The sequence below is a fragment of the Haloferax sp. SDI50 genome, from assembly GCF_059802635.1.
Genome location: NZ_JBPULL010000001.1, coordinates 661,202 through 676,271 on the forward strand (window position 1 = coordinate 661,202; position 15,070 = coordinate 676,271).

Annotated in this window: 17 protein-coding genes and 2 tRNA genes; 10 read left to right on the plus strand and 9 right to left on the minus strand. The window is 66.1% G+C overall.

Annotation, left to right across the window (positions count from 1 at the left end):
* Position 1 precedes the first annotated feature (1 nt).
* Complete coding sequence (locus ACSR87_RS03525; RefSeq protein ID WP_498529515.1) at positions 2 to 439, plus strand: CBS domain-containing protein; 438 nt, start codon at positions 2 to 4, stop codon at positions 437 to 439.
* Between the two features lie 91 nt (positions 440 to 530).
* A complete protein-coding gene (locus ACSR87_RS03530) occupies positions 531 to 1,040 on the plus strand; it encodes a DUF2062 domain-containing protein (RefSeq protein ID WP_498529516.1) in 510 nt (169 codons plus the stop codon).
* On the opposite strand, the gene ACSR87_RS03535 is transcribed toward ACSR87_RS03530, so the two are convergent.
* The 3 genes from ACSR87_RS03535 to ACSR87_RS03545 form a co-directional block, all read right to left on the minus strand.
* Complete coding sequence (locus ACSR87_RS03535) at positions 1,041 to 1,190, minus strand: hypothetical protein (protein ID WP_498529517.1); 150 nt, start codon at positions 1,188 to 1,190, stop codon at positions 1,041 to 1,043.
* A gap of 195 nt (positions 1,191 to 1,385) precedes the next feature.
* Positions 1,386 to 1,460 (minus strand) — tRNA-Val (locus ACSR87_RS03540).
* Between the two features lie 45 nt (positions 1,461 to 1,505).
* Positions 1,506 to 1,580 (minus strand) — tRNA-Val (locus ACSR87_RS03545).
* 240 nt (positions 1,581 to 1,820) lie between these two features.
* On the opposite strand from ACSR87_RS03545, the gene trpD reads away from it, so the two are divergent.
* From trpD to trpG, 4 genes are read left to right on the plus strand one after another with little or no spacing between them, the layout of a single operon-like run.
* Positions 1,821 to 2,816, plus strand: coding sequence for an anthranilate phosphoribosyltransferase (gene trpD, locus ACSR87_RS03550; protein WP_498529518.1), 996 nt, complete (start codon positions 1,821 to 1,823; stop codon positions 2,814 to 2,816).
* Between the two features lies 1 nt (position 2,817).
* Positions 2,818 to 3,483 carry a phosphoribosylanthranilate isomerase gene (gene trpF, locus ACSR87_RS03555; protein ID WP_498529519.1) on the plus strand — a complete coding sequence of 222 codons (666 nt, stop codon included), beginning with the start codon at positions 2,818 to 2,820 and terminating at the stop codon, positions 3,481 to 3,483.
* On the plus strand, positions 3,480 to 5,054 hold the full coding sequence (gene trpE, locus ACSR87_RS03560) for an anthranilate synthase component I (RefSeq protein WP_498529520.1): 1,575 nt from the start codon (positions 3,480 to 3,482) through the stop codon (positions 5,052 to 5,054). Before trpF ends, trpE begins: the two co-directional genes overlap by 4 nt.
* Entirely contained in the window at positions 5,051 to 5,671 is a 621-nt protein-coding gene (trpG, locus tag ACSR87_RS03565) for an anthranilate synthase component II (protein ID WP_498529521.1), read from the plus strand. The genes trpE and trpG overlap by 4 nt, the downstream gene beginning before the upstream one ends.
* A gap of 92 nt (positions 5,672 to 5,763) precedes the next feature.
* Here the strand turns inward: trpG and ACSR87_RS03570 are convergent, their stop codons facing one another.
* Positions 5,764 to 5,976, minus strand: a complete 213-nt coding sequence (locus ACSR87_RS03570; RefSeq protein WP_004042362.1) for a DUF8029 family protein — start codon at positions 5,974 to 5,976, stop codon at positions 5,764 to 5,766.
* 535 nt (positions 5,977 to 6,511) lie between these two features.
* Here ACSR87_RS03570 and ACSR87_RS03575 point away from each other — a divergent pair.
* From ACSR87_RS03575 to ACSR87_RS03585, 3 genes are all read left to right on the plus strand, one after another.
* Positions 6,512 to 9,616, plus strand: coding sequence for an adenosylcobalamin-dependent ribonucleoside-diphosphate reductase (locus tag ACSR87_RS03575; RefSeq protein WP_498529522.1), 3,105 nt, complete (start codon positions 6,512 to 6,514; stop codon positions 9,614 to 9,616).
* A gap of 455 nt (positions 9,617 to 10,071) precedes the next feature.
* Complete coding sequence (locus tag ACSR87_RS03580; RefSeq protein WP_498529523.1) at positions 10,072 to 10,500, plus strand: type IV pilin domain-containing protein; 429 nt, start codon at positions 10,072 to 10,074, stop codon at positions 10,498 to 10,500.
* Positions 10,501 to 10,971: a type IV pilin domain-containing protein gene (locus ACSR87_RS03585; protein ID WP_498529524.1), complete on the plus strand. Its 471-nt coding sequence runs from the start codon at positions 10,501 to 10,503 to the stop codon at positions 10,969 to 10,971.
* A gap of 176 nt (positions 10,972 to 11,147) precedes the next feature.
* On the opposite strand, the gene ACSR87_RS03590 is transcribed toward ACSR87_RS03585, so the two are convergent.
* The 4 genes from ACSR87_RS03590 to ACSR87_RS03605 form a co-directional block, all read right to left on the minus strand.
* On the minus strand, positions 11,148 to 11,336 hold the full coding sequence (locus tag ACSR87_RS03590) for a DUF8178 family membrane protein (RefSeq protein ID WP_498529525.1): 189 nt from the start codon (positions 11,334 to 11,336) through the stop codon (positions 11,148 to 11,150).
* 53 nt (positions 11,337 to 11,389) lie between these two features.
* Positions 11,390 to 11,950: a DUF1684 domain-containing protein gene (locus tag ACSR87_RS03595; protein WP_498529526.1), complete on the minus strand. Its 561-nt coding sequence runs from the start codon at positions 11,948 to 11,950 to the stop codon at positions 11,390 to 11,392.
* A 91-nt stretch (positions 11,951 to 12,041) separates the two neighbouring features.
* Complete coding sequence (locus ACSR87_RS03600) at positions 12,042 to 13,025, minus strand: aldo/keto reductase (protein ID WP_004042350.1); 984 nt, start codon at positions 13,023 to 13,025, stop codon at positions 12,042 to 12,044.
* A gap of 188 nt (positions 13,026 to 13,213) precedes the next feature.
* The gene (locus ACSR87_RS03605) at positions 13,214 to 13,480 is read right to left on the minus strand and encodes a DUF8028 family protein (RefSeq protein ID WP_008575661.1); all 267 of its coding nucleotides are present in this window, start codon (positions 13,478 to 13,480) and stop codon (positions 13,214 to 13,216) included.
* A 346-nt stretch (positions 13,481 to 13,826) separates the two neighbouring features.
* Between ACSR87_RS03605 and ACSR87_RS03610 the strand changes: the two genes are divergently transcribed.
* Positions 13,827 to 14,117: a DUF8072 family protein gene (locus tag ACSR87_RS03610; protein ID WP_163489472.1), complete on the plus strand. Its 291-nt coding sequence runs from the start codon at positions 13,827 to 13,829 to the stop codon at positions 14,115 to 14,117.
* A 12-nt stretch (positions 14,118 to 14,129) separates the two neighbouring features.
* Here ACSR87_RS03610 and ACSR87_RS03615 read toward each other — a convergent pair whose 3' ends face one another.
* On the minus strand, positions 14,130 to 15,065 hold the full coding sequence (locus ACSR87_RS03615; protein WP_498529527.1) for a DMT family transporter: 936 nt from the start codon (positions 15,063 to 15,065) through the stop codon (positions 14,130 to 14,132).
* Positions 15,066 to 15,070: the final 5 nt, after the last annotated feature.

Genomic DNA, 15,070 nt, shown 5'->3' on the forward strand with positions numbered 1-15,070 from the left:
GATGCGCGTCGACGACATCATGACCGAGGAGGTGGCGACCGTCGAACTTGGGTCGAGCGTCGCGGACTGCGCGCAGACCATGCTCCGCGAGGGCGCGGGGAGCGTCGTCGTGATGGCCGACGGCGGTCCCGCGGGTATCGTCACCGAATCGGACGCGCTCCGCGCCGGCGTGGCGAGCGGGAAGCCGCTTTCGGCGGTCCCGACCCGCGCGGTCATGTCGAGTCCCATCAAGTGGATTCGACCGGACTCCACGACGCGCGTGGCCGCCGAGAAGATGCGCGAAACGCGGGTGAAAAAGCTCGTCGTCGTCGACGGCTCGGAGATGGTCGGCATCGTGACCGCCACGGACATCGCCTTCCACCTCTCGGACGTGGCCCGCGGCGTCGGCCAGATGGTAGAACTCAAGGACAAGTGGGAGTCGGACCGCCGGTTCCGCTGACCGTCGCTGGCCGCTCTCCCGCGGTGACTGGTAGCATCGAACAGGTACCGGCGAAGCGTTGATTACGCCGTCTCGCATCTAGTCACGTCGAGTGTACGACCGTCTCGCGTCGATTCGTCCCCGCGTCAGGTCCGGCCTCGAACGAGCGTTCGCGGCGGACCACACACCTCACGAGGTGGCCGCCAGCTTCGCGTTCGGCGTCTTCTTCGTGGCCATGCCGACCGCAGGGACCGCCCTCGCGCTGTTCGCCCTCGTCGGTTACTTCGTCGAGCGGGCGAGCCGACTCGCGCTCGTCGCCACGCTCGTCGTGTTCAACCCGCCCGTCAAGTGGGCGGTCTACGGCGCGAGCTTCTGGCTCGGCTCGCATCTGCTCGGGCCGGTTTCGGGGGCCTCGGTCGCGGACGTGTCGCTCAGTTCCGGCCTCGATATCCTCCTCCGACAGCTCGTCGGCAACACGATTCTCGCCGCCGTCCTCGCCGTCGTCGGCTACGCGGTGACGCTCCAACTGGCGCGTCTGCACCACCGACGACAGCGGTCGGCGACGCCCGTTCGCGCCACGGACGCCCGGAGCGACGACGCCCGGTCCGACGCGTCGTCGTGACTACCGCTGTGAGCGCTCGTTTCTGCCATCCTCGAACGCCCGGAGCGACTGGATGAGCTTGTAGCCGAGATAGACGGCCGCGAGCGGGATGAGGAGCAATAACGCCAAGATAACGAGTTCGGGGCCGCCGGGAATTTGCAGGAGGGCCATGGGCGGGATTCGCGGGCGGACGGCATAGTGGTTGGGTGGTGCGGGAGGCTGTATCAGGAGACACGCTCGCTTCGCTCGCGTGAACCTCACCCGCTCACTGCGTTCGCTCGCTGGTTCAAATCTGCCCGGAACCACGTACACGACGCCGACGCGAGAGACACAGAGGTCTCTCGCGGTCGTGGCGTCGGAGAGAAGTGGGTTGGGGCAGATTTGAACTGCCGGCCTCCTCCATGTCAAGGAGGTGTCATAACCAGACTAGACCACCAACCCGGTGTGTTGCGAACATCGTCGAACGTCGAAACGCGGGAAGAGGAGTGGGTTGGGGCAGATTTGAACTGCCGGCCTCCTCCATGTCAAGGAGGTGTCATAACCAGACTAGACCACCAACCCGGTTACGGTGCTTCCCGCGTCCGTTCGGACGTATCTCTCCGTTGTCCGGGGTTACAATTTAAGCTTTCGAATCGGACTACGTGCGGCGATTCGGGTCACAGCGCGGTCCCGCCGTCCGAGGCGGTCGATTCGCCCCGCGCGCCGACCGTCCGATGCCGGCGATTTTCGCCAGCCCGACACGCTTAAGCCGATGTACGAATTTGTACATCGTAACCCGAAGAAGTACATCGGTGATTACCAATGCAGGATTATATCGAACGTGTGACCGGCGGTGCGGACCTGACTGTCGAGGAGGCGCGCGACGCCGCGCGGGCGGTCTTCGAGGGCGCGACCGAGGCGCAAATCGGCGCGCTCCTCGCCGCGCTCCGGGCGAAAGGCGAGACCGAGGCCGAAATCGCGGGGTTCGCGCAGGGGATGCGCGACGCCGCCCTGACCATCGAGCCCGACCGCGGGCCGCTCGTCGACACCTGCGGCACCGGCGGCGACGACTACAACACCATCAACGTCTCGACCACGAGCGCGCTCGTCGCGGCCGGCGCGGGCGCGGCGGTGGCCAAGCACGGCAACTACTCCGTCTCTTCGTCTTCTGGGAGCGCCGACGTGCTGGAGGTCGCCGGCGTGAACGTCGAGGCGGAACCCGAGTCCGTCGAGGCCTGTATCGAGGACAACGGCGTCGGATTCATGCTCGCGCCCGTGTTCCACCCCGCGATGAAGGCCGTCATCGGCCCGCGGAAGGAACTCGGCATGCGGACGGTCTTCAACGTCCTCGGCCCGCTGACGAACCCCGCCGGGGCCGACGCGCAGGTCCTCGGCGTCTACGACGCCGACCTCGTCCCCGTCATCGCCGAGTCGCTGTCGCACATGCCCGTCGAGCGCGCCCTCGTCGTCCACGGCTCCGGCATGGACGAAATCGCGCTCCACGACGCGACCACGGTCGCCGAAATCGACGGCGACGAAATCACCGAGTACACCCTCACGCCCGCCGACCTCGGCCTCGAACGGGCCCCCATCGAGGCGGTCGCCGGCGGCACGCCGCGGGAGAACGCCGACGACCTCGAAGGCATCCTCACCGGCGACGTGACCGGACCCAAGCGCGACCTCATCCTCGCCAACGCCGGCGCGGCAATCTACGTCGCCGGCCTCGCGGACTCGCTGGAGGAGGGCGTCGACGTCGCCCGCGACGCCATCGACTCCGGCGCTGCGAAAGCCAAACTCGACGCGCTTCGGGAGGCGTGAGATGACCCGCGTCAAAGTGTGCGGCGTCACCGACGAAACCGACCTCGCCGCCGTCGACGCGGCCGGTGCCGACGCGGTCGGTGCCATCTGCGACGTGCCCGTGGACACGCCCCGCGAGATTTCCCGCGAGCGCGCCCGCGAACTGTTCGCCGCCGCGCCGCCGTTCCTCACGACCACCCTCGTGACGATGCCCGACTCCATCGACCACGCCCGCGACCTCGCCCGCGAGGTCGGCCCCGACGTGCTCCAACTCCACGGCGACTTCGCGGCCGACGACCTCGACTCGCTCCGCGCGACGGGCGTCGGCGTCGTCCCGGTCGTCGATGCAACCGGCCTCGACCGCGCACGCGACCTCGCGCCCGTCGTCGACGCTATCCTCGTCGACACGCCCTCCGACTCCGGCGCGGGTGGTACCGGCGAGACCCACGACTGGGACGCCTCGCGCGGCCTCGTCGCGGCGGTCGACGCGCCCGTGATTCTCGCGGGGGGTCTGACGCCAGACAACGTCGTCGAGGCGGTTCGAACCGTCGAACCTTACGGCGTCGATGTCGCGAGCGGCGTCGAGTCGTCCGGCGGCGTCAAGGACCACGACGCGGTCCGCGCGTTCGTCGCCGCGGCGGAGACGGCTCGCGGAGCGGTCGACGACCACGAGGAGGTCGTCTCGTGACGGCCCCCGACACCGACCGCGAGGAGTTCGTCTCCCTCGTCGGCGACGCGGACGGACCGGTCGTGACCCACCTCGTGACCGACCTCGACGTGTCCGTCGACCCGCTGGCCGCGTACACGACGCTCGCGGACCGAAGCGACTACGGCTTCCTCCTGGAGAGCGCCGAGAAGGTCTCCTCCAGCAACCCGCAGGGCGCGTTCTCCGCGCCCGCGACGGCCGCCGACTCCCACGCGCGCTTCTCGTTCGTCGGCTACGACCCAGAAGCGGTCGTGACGGTCGGCCCCGACGGCGTCGACGTGACCGACCTCGGCGGCCCCGCCGCGGAGTTCGTCGGCGCGGGCGACGGCGACGTGCTCGACTCCCTGCGCGGCGCGCTCCCCGACCTCCCGCGGGTCAACTTCCCCGAGACGGACCGCCAGACGCTCACCGGCGGGCTGGTCGGCTTTCTCGCCTACGAGGCCGTCTACGACCTCTGGCTCGACGAGGTCGGCCGCGAGCGCCCCGACACGGACGACCCGGACGCCGAGTTCGTCCTCACGACGCGGACGCTCTCGTTCGACCACCGCGAGGACGCCGTCCGCCTCGTCTGTACCCCCGTCGTCTCGCCCGACGACGACCCCGGCGAGGTGTACGACGGCGTCGTCGCCGAAGCCGAGCGCGTCGCGGAAAAGCTCCGCGCGGCGGACGACCCCGCCCCCGGCGGCTTCGAGCGGACCGGCGAGGACGCCGGCTCCCGCGAGGACTACGAGGCCGCGGTCAGACAGACGAAAGAACACGTCCGCGACGGCGACATCTATCAGGGCGTCATCTCGCGCACGCGGACGCTCCACGGGCAGGTCGACCCGGTCGGCCTGTACGCCTCGCTCCGCGAGGTGAACCCCTCGCCGTACATGTACCTGCTCCGGCACGGCGACCGGCGCGTCGTCGGCGCGAGCCCCGAGACGCTCGTCTCCGTCAGGGGCGACCGCGTCGTCGTCAACCCCATCGCGGGGACGTGCCAGCGCGGCTCCGGCCCGGTCGAGGACCGCCGCCTCGCCGGCGAACTCCTCGCGGACGGAAAAGAGCGCGCAGAGCACACGATGCTCGTCGACCTCGGCCGCAACGACGTGCGCCGGGTCTCGACGCCCGGGAGCGTCCGCGTCGAGGACTTCATGAGCATCATCAAGTACAGCCACGTCCAGCACATCGAATCGACCGTCTCGGGGACGCTCGACCCCGACGCCGACGCCTTCGACGCCACGCGAGCGACGTTCCCCGCGGGAACGCTCACCGGCGCGCCGAAGGTCCGCGCGATGGAGATTATCGACGACCTCGAAGACGAGCCCCGGGGCGTCTACGGCGGCGGCGTCGGCTACTACTCGTGGACCGGCGACGCCGACATGGCCATCGTCATCCGAACCGCGACGGTCGACTCCGGCGGCGCGGACGACGCCATCACCGTCCGCGCGGGTGCCGGCATCGTCGCAGACTCCGACCCGACCGCGGAGTACGAGGAGACGGAACAGAAGATGGGCGGGGTGCTCGACGCCGTCCGCCGCATCGAGTACGGGACCGAGGAGGCGTCGCAATGACGGCGATTCGGCTCGTCGTCGTCGACAACTTCGATTCGTTCACGTACAACCTCGTGGAGTACTTCTCCGAGCAGACCGTCGAGGGCGAACCGCTCGACATCGAGGTGCGCAAGAACACCGCGTCGCTCGACGAGATACGCGACCTCGACCCCGACGCCATCGTCGTCTCGCCGGGGCCGGGCCACCCGAAGAACGACCGCGACGTGGGCGTGACCAACGACGTTCTCACGGAGCTGTCGACCGACATTCCGACCCTCGGCGTCTGTCTCGGCCTCGAAGCCGCGGTGTACGCCTACGGCGGGACCATCGGCCACGCGCCGGAGCCGATTCACGGGAAGGCGTTCCCCGTCGACCACGACGGCGCGGGCGTCTTCGCCGGCCTCGAAGACGGCTTCCCGGCCGGACGCTACCACTCGCTCGTCGCCACGGACGTCCCCGACTGCTTCGACGTCTCTGCGACGACCGACCACGACGGCGAGGCGCTGGTGATGGGCGTCCGCCACCGCGACTACCCCATCGAGTGCGTCCAGTTCCACCCCGAGAGCGTGCTCACGGGGTCGGGACACGGTGTCGTCAGAAACTTCCTCACGGCGGTCGCCGGCTTCGACGTGGCCTGAGTCGGGTCGGGTCGGGTCAGACGCGCCGAGCGAGGCGTGCGCCGCGCCCGCGACCACTCCGTGTCGGCCGCGGCGACGGTCGCACGCTCGGATTACAGGACGTTGATGCCGAAAAACGAGAGCAACAGCAGCGCGCCCACGACGATGGCGGCGATAGTGACCAGTCGCCACGCGATTTTGAGGAACAGCCGGCCGACGAGGATGACGACGGCGACGGCCGCGAGCACCACGAGCATCTGACCGAGCGGCCCGGACAGCAGGCCGCCGAGCTGTAACGGGGTGAGCGCGAGGGGAGTCAGCACCATACCCCGATATGACATCCGTAGAGCGGATAAGCTTGTGGGCGGTCTCGTCGCGCGGTTCCGGTGTGATTTTCCCGCCGAAACGACCGATTTCGGCACCCCTGAGCGACTGCGAAATTTGAACATACGAATTCTGATAGTTGTGTGGCTGTCGACTGTCCGGGATTCCTTTATATCCTCTCCGGTGATGCGGGACAGTTCACCATGTGACGGTTTCAGACGCCCTGGCTCCCCCCTCACGTTCTACTGGATATCACCGCTATGTCTTGCGATTTTTGGCGTCACAATTTCACTTCCACTCCGCTCTACCTACGGTTATGTGGTTTCCGTCCGTCCTATGAATCCGTGCAGTTCGGACCCGGTCGTCGGCCGTCGTCGTAATTGAACTAATTATGATACGTTCGGCGGTCGAACCTCCGAGTTCGAAGCCCTTAACCAACCACGCAACACACACCAATATCGTTACCAATGAGCGGAATTTTCGGACACTATCGACGCGACCTCGCCCGAACGCGGCTCGGGCGGGAGGGACAGTAAGATGAGCGACGCGAACCTCTCGACGGACGAACTCGTGCTGCCGGTCAAGCGGACCGAAGGCGAGACCCTCGAAGCGCGGATGACGGGCAACGCCTACAACAACATTCTCCCCGCCCGCTACCTCCGCAAGGACGCCGACGGCGACCTCGTCGAGACGCAGGAGGACCTGTTCCCCCGCGTCGCGAAGAACATCGCGCTCGCGGAAGCCGTCTTCGAGGCCGAAAAACGCGATATCGAGCTCACAGTCACGCCCGACCTCATCAAGCCGGACCACCCGCGCCGCGACGAACTCGCCGCGGAGGTCTTCGGCAAGGGCGTCACGGCCGACGACGACGAGGCCGAGACGACGCTTTCGGTCTACAACGTCAACAAGTTCGCCTACGACACCCTCGTCCCCGAACTCCCCGAGGAGGTACGCGAGGTCGTCGTCGAGAAGCGCGAGACGTTCGAGGAGCTGATGGAACAGCTCTCCTTCATGCCGAACTCGCCGACGCTCATGAACGCCGGCGACGAACTCCAACAGCTCTCGGCCTGTTTCGTCGACTCACCCGCCGACGACATCACGGACATCCACCAGACGGCCAAGGAGGCCGCCGAGGTGTTCCAGTCCGGCGGCGGCATGGGCTACGCCTTCTGGAAGCTCCGCCCCTACGGCGACGCGGTCGGCTCGACCGGCGGCATCGCCTCCGGCCCCATCACGTTCATGCGGACGTTCGACCAGATGTGCGAGACCATCGCGCAGGGCGGCGCGCGCCGCGGCGCACAGATGGGTGTCATGCGCGTCAGCCACCCCGACGTCATCCAGTTCCTCCACGCGAAGAACAAGGACGTGTCGCTCGCGCACACGCTCCGCCTGAACGACCCCGACGACTTCACCCACACCAAGTTCGTCGACGCGCTCGACGAGGCGCGCGAACTCATCGACGAGGACGGCCGCGTCCCCAAGCACCTCCGTAACGCCGTCGAGGGCCACCTCTCGAACTTCAACATCTCCGTCGGCATCACCGACGGCTTCATGGAGGCGCTGTACAACGACGAGGAGTTCGTCTTCACGAACCCCCGCACCGAAGAGCCGCACGTCGCCACGCCGCAGACGAAGGAAATCTACGACATGTTCGGTCTCGGCGAGTACGTCGAGGTCGGCGAGGTGCTTTCGGTCCCCGCGAAGGAACTCTGGGACCAGATTATCGAGGGCGCGTGGGAGAACGGCGAACCCGGCGTCGTCTACCTCGAACGCGCGAACAAGCAGCACTCCTTCGACGTCGAGAAACACCCCGACCACCAGATTCTCGCCACCAACCCCTGCGGCGAACAGCCGCTGGAGGAGTACGAGGCGTGTAACCTCGGTCACATCAACCTCTCGACGCTCGTCGCGGAGGATTCCCCCGACTGGCGCGTCTGGTACGACGCCCACGGCGACGAGTACGACTCGCTGGAGGCCGCGACGGAGGCGTTCCTGGAAGACGCCGTCGACTGGGAGGAGTTCAACCACCGCATCGAAAGCGGCACGCGCTTCCTCGAAAACGTCGTCACGATGTCGGACTTCCCGGTCGAGAAAATCGAGGAGAAGGTCCGCGAACTCCGCAAAATCGGGCTCGGCATCATGGGCCTCGCTCAGCTGTACATCCAGCTCGGCGTCCGCTACGGCTCCGACGAGGGCAACGAAATCGCCCAGCAGCTCATGACCCACATCAACCACGGGTCCAAGCGGGCGTCCCACGAACTCGCCGAAGAACGCGGCCCGTTCGAAGCGTGGGAGGACTCGAAGTACGCGAACCCGACCGAGTACCGCGAGTGGTTCGAACACCACACCGGCGAGTCGGCAGACGACTGGGAAGACGGCTACCCCATCCGCAACCACAACACGACGACCATCGCCCCGACGGGCACCACGTCGATGGTGTCGAACACCACCGGCGGCTGTGAGCCCATCTACAACGTCGCCTACTACAAGAACGTCTCCGACGACGTGCAGGGCGACGAGATGCTCGTCGAGTTCGACGACTACTTCCTCCGCGTGCTGGAGGCCAACGACATCGACGTCGAGGCCGTAAAGGAGGAGGCACAGGAGCAGATGGCGAGCAACCAGTTCGACGGCCTCTCCTCGCTGTCGACGGTTCCGGACGCTATCTCCGAACTGTTCGTCGTGACCTCGGACCTCGCGGGTATCGAGCACGCGGGCGTCCAGTGCGCCCTCCAGAGCGGCGTCGACTCCGCCATCTCGAAGACCTGTAACTTCCCGAACAGCGCCTCGAAAGAGGACATGGACGAGGTCTACCGCTACATCTACGACCACGGCGGCAAGGGCGTCACCGTCTACCGCGACGGCACCCGCTCGAAGCAGGTGCTCACCACGCGCGCGAAGAACACCGAGTTCTCCGACGACGAGGAGGCCGCCGAGGCCATCGTCTCGCAGATTCGCGACGTGTTCGGCGACGTGGAGGCGTTCCTCGAATCCGAGGAGGTCTCGGACCTCATCGGCAGCGAACTCGAACTCGCCTTTGCCGACTCCCCGAGCGACGTCGGCAAGAAGCGCCCCCGCCCGGACGTGCTGTACGGCGTCACCCAGCGCATCGACACCGGCTACGGGAAGCTCTACGTCAACATCAACGAGGACGAACACGGCGAGCCGTTCGAGCTGTTCGCCAACATCGGTAACTCCGGCGGCTTCACCGCCTCCTTCACCGAGGCGCTCGCCAAGACCGTCTCGACGTCGCTCCGCTCGGGCGTCGACCCCGAGGAGATTGCGAACGAACTCAAGGGTATCCGGAGCCCGAAGGTCGCCTGGGACAAAGGAGAGCAGATTAACTCCATCCCGGACGCCATCGGCACCGCCATGCGGCGGTATCTCGACGGCGACATCGACAAGGGCTACCCGCAACAGCAGAACCTGACCGAGGTCGAAGCCGAGGCCGTCGCGGCCGAGGACGCCAACGCGGACACCGACGGCGGCGTCGCCGTCGACGACGGCTCCGACAACTCCGACGCCGTCGCGGACCTGCTCGCGGCGGGCGAGAGCCCCGAGTGTCCCGAGTGCGGCGAGATGGACCTCTACTACTCCGAAGGCTGTAAGACCTGCCAGAACTGCGGCTGGTCCGAGTGCTGAACGCGAGGTAGTACCTCGCCGCAGTCGCGGTCTCGTCACGTTCCTTCCGCGTTTTTCTTTTGTGTTCTCCGCTCCGCGAGTTCGTACTATCCCGTCTCTCGTCGCCGTGTTCGACGCGGTCGTGAACGGGGACAGCCGCGGTCGTGACCGACCGGTCAGCACGACGACGAACACCGGGATAGAAAAGAAACCCCCGAGAACGTGTCAGATGTTCTTTAAAATTCTCTCTCGAAGGGTATGGTTAGGAACTTAAACACAATATAAACACTATATTAATGCTCAAATTGGAGGGCGAAATTGACCATTAATCTGGTACGTAGATTTAAGTTATCCCGGGGATACGAGTCGGGTGGACACACCGCGACGGGTGCCGGGCAGGGATGCTGGTCGCGCAGCGACGACCGCGCCACCGGCGTCTTCGGCGAGCGATACCGTCCGGGTGTCGGACATAACGCATGCAACTCAAACATCTCTTCACGGAAGACCGTGCAGTCAGTCCCGTCATCGGGGTTATCCTGATGGTGGCGATTACAGTGATTCTCGCGGCCGTCATCGGGACGTTCGTCCTCGGTCTCGGCGACCAAGTCAGCGAAACGTCGCCGCAGGCGAGCTTTAGCTTCGATTACGACGGCACCGACAACCTGACCATCACCCACGAGAGCGGCGAACAGATTGCCGCGAACCAAGTCACGATAACCGGTAACTTCTCCAGTTCCGGTGATAACTGGACCAGTTACGGTGGCTCCGACCCGATCACCGCAGGTGGGTCCGCCGTGGTAAACAACTCCGGTGGATTCGCTGACGGCGATACCGTTCGCGTCGTCTGGAACTCGCAGAGCGGCAGTACCTCCTCTACGCTCCAGCAGTGGACCTACAACGGATAGATGAATTGCAAACACCTCCTCTCCGAGGACGACGCGGTGTCGCCGGTCATCGGCGTCATCCTCATGGTCGCAATCACGGTGATTCTCGCGGCCGTCATCGGGACGTTCGTCCTCGGCCTCGGCGACCAGGTCGGCGACACTGCTCCGCAGGCGAGCTTCGGCTTCGACTACAACGGTACCGCCCTCACGGTTACCCACGAGAGCGGTTCGTCCATTGACGCCGGGCAGGTCAACATCTCCTCTTCGGTTGCCCTGAACGACTCCACGGGAACTGAACTCGCCGGGTCGAGCGGGACGACCGGCACTTGGGAGTCGATATCTTCGGATTCGGAGATTACCGCCGGGAGCCAAGTGACGGTTGTCGAGCAGAACGCCGACGACCTCTCGACCGCGACTGTTCGAGTCATCTGGACCTCCGAGAGTGGCAGTAACTCTGCCACCCTCCAGAGCTGGTCCGGCCCCGACGCCTGAACGCGACACAGCCTTCGCGGCATCGTTTTCTTCCGACTGTCCGACCCACCGAGCCGCGGCTGACTCGACTCCTGCGGGCGTGTCCGGCCGCGTCGCTGACACCCGATCAGACGGACAAACTACGCCGTCGCGAGAACAGACGATTCTTCGCCGTTACAACGGGGAACGCGCCGGTCTCAGACCGGGCGGCCGTCCTCGGACGTGCCGACCATCCACGTTCCGAGGGTGAGCGCGCCGGCACCGACGACGAGTGCGTAGGACATCACCTGCGCGGAGTTCGGCAGCGTTCCCGGCAGCATAGCGAGCGTCCCGACGATCATCAGCACCATCCCGATGACGGCTTTCTTCGAACTGAGCAGTCCCATGTCGGTCTCTCCGGAAGCGTCCGATATGGAACTTGCGCTTTTGATTCGCCGGGTTACTCGTAGTCCCGTTCGCCAGCAGGAACGACCACGTCGAGCCAGTTCTCCTCCGGCGGAAGCGGACATTCGAAGGCCTCGGTGAACGCGCAAAACGGGTTGTACGCGAGGTTGAAGTCGACGACGACCTCCTCCAACTCGTCGAGGGGCGCGTCGGGCGTGAGTTCCATGTACCGACCGCCGTTGTAGGTCTGCTGTCCCGTCGTCTTGTCGCGGAAGGGGACGAACAGCGTCGGCGAGTCGTCGTGTTCCTGACGATACGCGCCGAGAGTGAGGTCGGTGTCGCGGAGTGCGAAGTGGAACGTGGCGACGCGGAGATACCGGACCTCGCCGTCGGTCGAGGTGTCCATCGTCACCGGCTCGGGGTCGGCGTGCGTCTCGACCGACGCGGTCACGCGGTATTCGGGGTCGGGGTCGAAGTAGTCGAGGCCGTCGAAGTCGTCCCGTTCCTCCGGCGGAATCGGTGACTGCGGGTGCGACCCGAAGAAGTCGTCTTTCTCCTCGCGTTTCGCCCGGAGCTCGGAGACGTAGGCGTCGGCGTCGAACGCGTCGTCGGTCATACGCGCCGATACCCACCGACGACACCTACACCTGACGGTTCGGGGCCGCTTCTGACCTACACCTGACGGTTCGGGGTCGGTTCCGAAGCTGTTACGCGGACAAGTGACGCTTGGCGACCGAGATGCGTTCGAACTGGTCGGGCGTGAGGTCGATGTCCGCGGCCACGACGTTCTCGCCGAGCTGGTCGACCGTTCGCGCGCCGACAATCGGCGCGGTGACCTGCGGGTGATGCATGAGCCACGCGAGGCTGACCTGCGCGGGCGACGCGCCGACCGCCTCGGCGACCTCCTCGACCTGTTCGAGCGCGTCGAAGTTCGCCGGTGTGAGATACGAGTCGGCGAATCGCTGGTCGTTCGCCGCGCGAGAGTCCGCGGGCGGGCGCTCGTCGCGGGCGTACTTGCCCGTGAGGAAGCCGCCGGCCAGCGGCGACCACGGGACGATGCCGATGTCGTAGTCGGCGCACATATCGAGGTAGTTCCCCTCTATCTCGCGGTTGACGGCGTTGTACCGCGGCTGGGCGACTTTGAACGGCTCGTAGCCGCGCTTGTCGGCGAGTTCGTTCGCCTTGACGACTTTCCAGGCGTTGGGTTCGAGCGTCGAGGTGCCGAGGTAGTTCACCTTCCCGTCGCGGACGAACCCGTCGAGCGTCCGCATGAACTCCTCGACCGGCGTCTCGTCGTCCCACCGATGGATGTACAGCAGGTCGACGTAGTCGGTGCCGAGCCGGTCGAGAATGCGGTCTATCTGGCGGCGGAGATGCTTCCGGTTGAGCCCGCGGCCGTTGGCGTCCTCGCGGGTGGGCCAGAAAACCTTGGACGCGACGACGAACTCCTCGCGGTCGCGCTCCCCGAGCCACTCGCCGATGTACGTCTCGCTGGCCCCATCGCCGTACATATCGGCGGTGTCGATGAAGTTCCCGCCGGCGGCGGCGTAGGCGTCGAGCAGCTCGTGGGCGCGGTCGCGTCCGACCTCGACCGCGCCGTCGTCGTTCTGCCGACCGAACCGCCACGTCCCGAACGCGAGCTCGGAGACCGTCGTTCCGGTCCGTCCCAGTGGAACCATCGAAAGCGACATACTGACTCCGAAGACCGGACCGCGGTAAAGCAACTCGGTTCCCGATGGTCGAACGTGAGGGACATGCGGCAGTGACCGGATGGCCGCACAGAGCCCGAGAGACGGGAAACGAGAGGACGGCCGCGGAGATGGAGGGAAAACGCAGTTCGTTGTCGCAAACCACGACCCGCGCCGGTGTACGACCGCGTCTACGAACGGGCGTAGTTGTGGCCAATCACGAGCGCGAGCGCGTTGAGTGCGAGAAGCGCTCCGAAGACGGTGAACTCGCTGGCTTCGAGGCCGCCGAACAGCAAGGGGAGATACAGGAACGGGAGGGCGACTGCGGCCCAGAAGCCGACGAACCGAAGCGGTGCGGCGACGAGTTCGAAGCCGAGGCGGAGCGGCCGTTCTTCCGTTACGACCTCACGGAGTTGGGAGAGGCGTTCACGGGGGACCGTGGATGGGGAGTTCGACATTGGTTGGGGGGCACCTACGACTACAACATGGAGCGGAGGGGTCATAATTAGGTGCGAGAATTCGACTCGTTTCATACTCGTTTACCCACGACTATCCGGTAAATGTGAAGTTTCATCGATAGACGAGCGGCCGTCTAATTCTTCATAAGTTCCTCTAACTCTTTTATTCACGGAATAGTCGTGCGTTCTTGAACGGTCGTCGAACCCTGAATTTCCGCGGGTTTTCTCCGGTTCGAACGCGGCGCTCGATACGGTCGGGAGCCCGACACGTCGCCCGCGGTCCGACGGATGGTTCGGTCGGCGTCGCTCCCGCAGGGATTTAGCCCGCGGGCGCAACTGTCGGGGTATGCCTGACCTCAATCGCGTCGCAAAGCGCATGTACAACATCCACCCGAACGCTATGCGCCTCGTCGTCGGCGAGGAGATAGACGGCACGTTCACGCTGGAGAGCGCGGAGTTCTTCCAGACCGACTTTCAGGCCGAAGGCGGACTCGACGGCGACGACGCAGTCTATCGGTTCGCGACGACGGAGCACAACGACGCGGTCGTCGTCGGTCGACAGCGTCCCGGCGAAGACGGCTGGACGATGATCGGAGAAGTGGAGACGGTCGAGCGGGTTGACGCGACGGACGCGTAGCCGCGCGCCCATTCAGTCGGTCGCGCGGGCACCGTCACCGAACCGATAGCGGAGTTCGCGCCGAATCGCCCCGCGCTTCAGGAGGACGAACCCGAGGAAGATGAGGGAGAACCCGCCGACCGTGGACGGTGTCGGAACCTCGCTCAGGAACGCCCAGCCGGAGAGCGCCGCGAAGACGGGGGCGACGTACGAGACGAGGTTGATTTCGATGGGACCGAGGCGGGCGAGCAGGTCGAAGTAGATGAGGAAGCCGAGCGCGCTCGCCGCGAGTGAGAGATACGCGAGCGCCGCGACCGACTGGACGTTAAGGACGACCGCCCCGGGGCGCTCGCCGAGGCCGACGGACGCGACGTGCATCAGACCCGCGCCGAGGAGCATCGACCACGCCTCCATCGTCTCGATAGGCAGCTCCGAGTCGACCCGACGTGTCAGGACGGAGCCGAGGGCGAAGGCCGCGGCCGCGCCGAAGATGAGGAGTTTCGCGACCGTACCGCCGGCGAGGAGGTTGCTCGGGTCGAGTTCCGAGAGGACCGCGACGCCGACGAGTCCGAGGAGGAGGCCGACGACGCCGAGGGCGGTGAGTCGCTCGCTCGGGAGCAGGAGTCGCGCGAATCCGGTCGTGAGCACCGGACTGAGGCTCACGATGACGGCGGCGGCGGCGCTCGTCACGGTGGGGTCGGTCTCGCCGATAAACAGGAGCGCGTGGTACGCGGCGATAAGGAACACCGCGCCGATGGCGACTTCGGTCCACTCGGCTCTGCCGCGCGGGAGCGGCGAGTCGGTGGCGTACAGCGCGTAGGCGAGCATCACGACCCCCGCCACGTCGTACCGGAGCGCCGCGAACAGCACCGGCGGGAAGAACTCCAGCCCGGCTTTGATCGCCATGAACGCGGACCCCCAGACGGCGGCGAGGACGACGAACAGACCGACGTTTCGATACCGTGTCACAGCGA

Coding starts and splice junctions, on each gene's coding strand:
- ACSR87_RS03525 (WP_498529515.1), top strand. CDS start 2: ATGCGCGTCGACGACATCATGACCGAGGAGGTGGCGACCGTCGAACTT.
- ACSR87_RS03535 (WP_498529517.1), bottom strand. CDS start 1,190: ATGGCCCTCCTGCAAATTCCCGGCGGCCCCGAACTCGTTATCTTGGCG.
- trpD (WP_498529518.1), top strand. CDS start 1,821: ATGCAGGATTATATCGAACGTGTGACCGGCGGTGCGGACCTGACTGTC.
- trpF (WP_498529519.1), top strand. CDS start 2,818: ATGACCCGCGTCAAAGTGTGCGGCGTCACCGACGAAACCGACCTCGCC.
- trpG (WP_498529521.1), top strand. CDS start 5,051: ATGACGGCGATTCGGCTCGTCGTCGTCGACAACTTCGATTCGTTCACG.
- ACSR87_RS03570 (WP_004042362.1), bottom strand. CDS start 5,976: ATGGTGCTGACTCCCCTCGCGCTCACCCCGTTACAGCTCGGCGGCCTG.
- ACSR87_RS03575 (WP_498529522.1), top strand. CDS start 6,512: ATGAGCGACGCGAACCTCTCGACGGACGAACTCGTGCTGCCGGTCAAG.
- ACSR87_RS03580 (WP_498529523.1), top strand. CDS start 10,072: ATGCAACTCAAACATCTCTTCACGGAAGACCGTGCAGTCAGTCCCGTC.
- ACSR87_RS03585 (WP_498529524.1), top strand. CDS start 10,501: ATGAATTGCAAACACCTCCTCTCCGAGGACGACGCGGTGTCGCCGGTC.
- ACSR87_RS03590 (WP_498529525.1), bottom strand. CDS start 11,336: ATGGGACTGCTCAGTTCGAAGAAAGCCGTCATCGGGATGGTGCTGATG.
- ACSR87_RS03595 (WP_498529526.1), bottom strand. CDS start 11,950: ATGACCGACGACGCGTTCGACGCCGACGCCTACGTCTCCGAGCTCCGG.
- ACSR87_RS03600 (WP_004042350.1), bottom strand. CDS start 13,025: ATGTCGCTTTCGATGGTTCCACTGGGACGGACCGGAACGACGGTCTCC.
- ACSR87_RS03605 (WP_008575661.1), bottom strand. CDS start 13,480: ATGTCGAACTCCCCATCCACGGTCCCCCGTGAACGCCTCTCCCAACTC.
- ACSR87_RS03610 (WP_163489472.1), top strand. CDS start 13,827: ATGCCTGACCTCAATCGCGTCGCAAAGCGCATGTACAACATCCACCCG.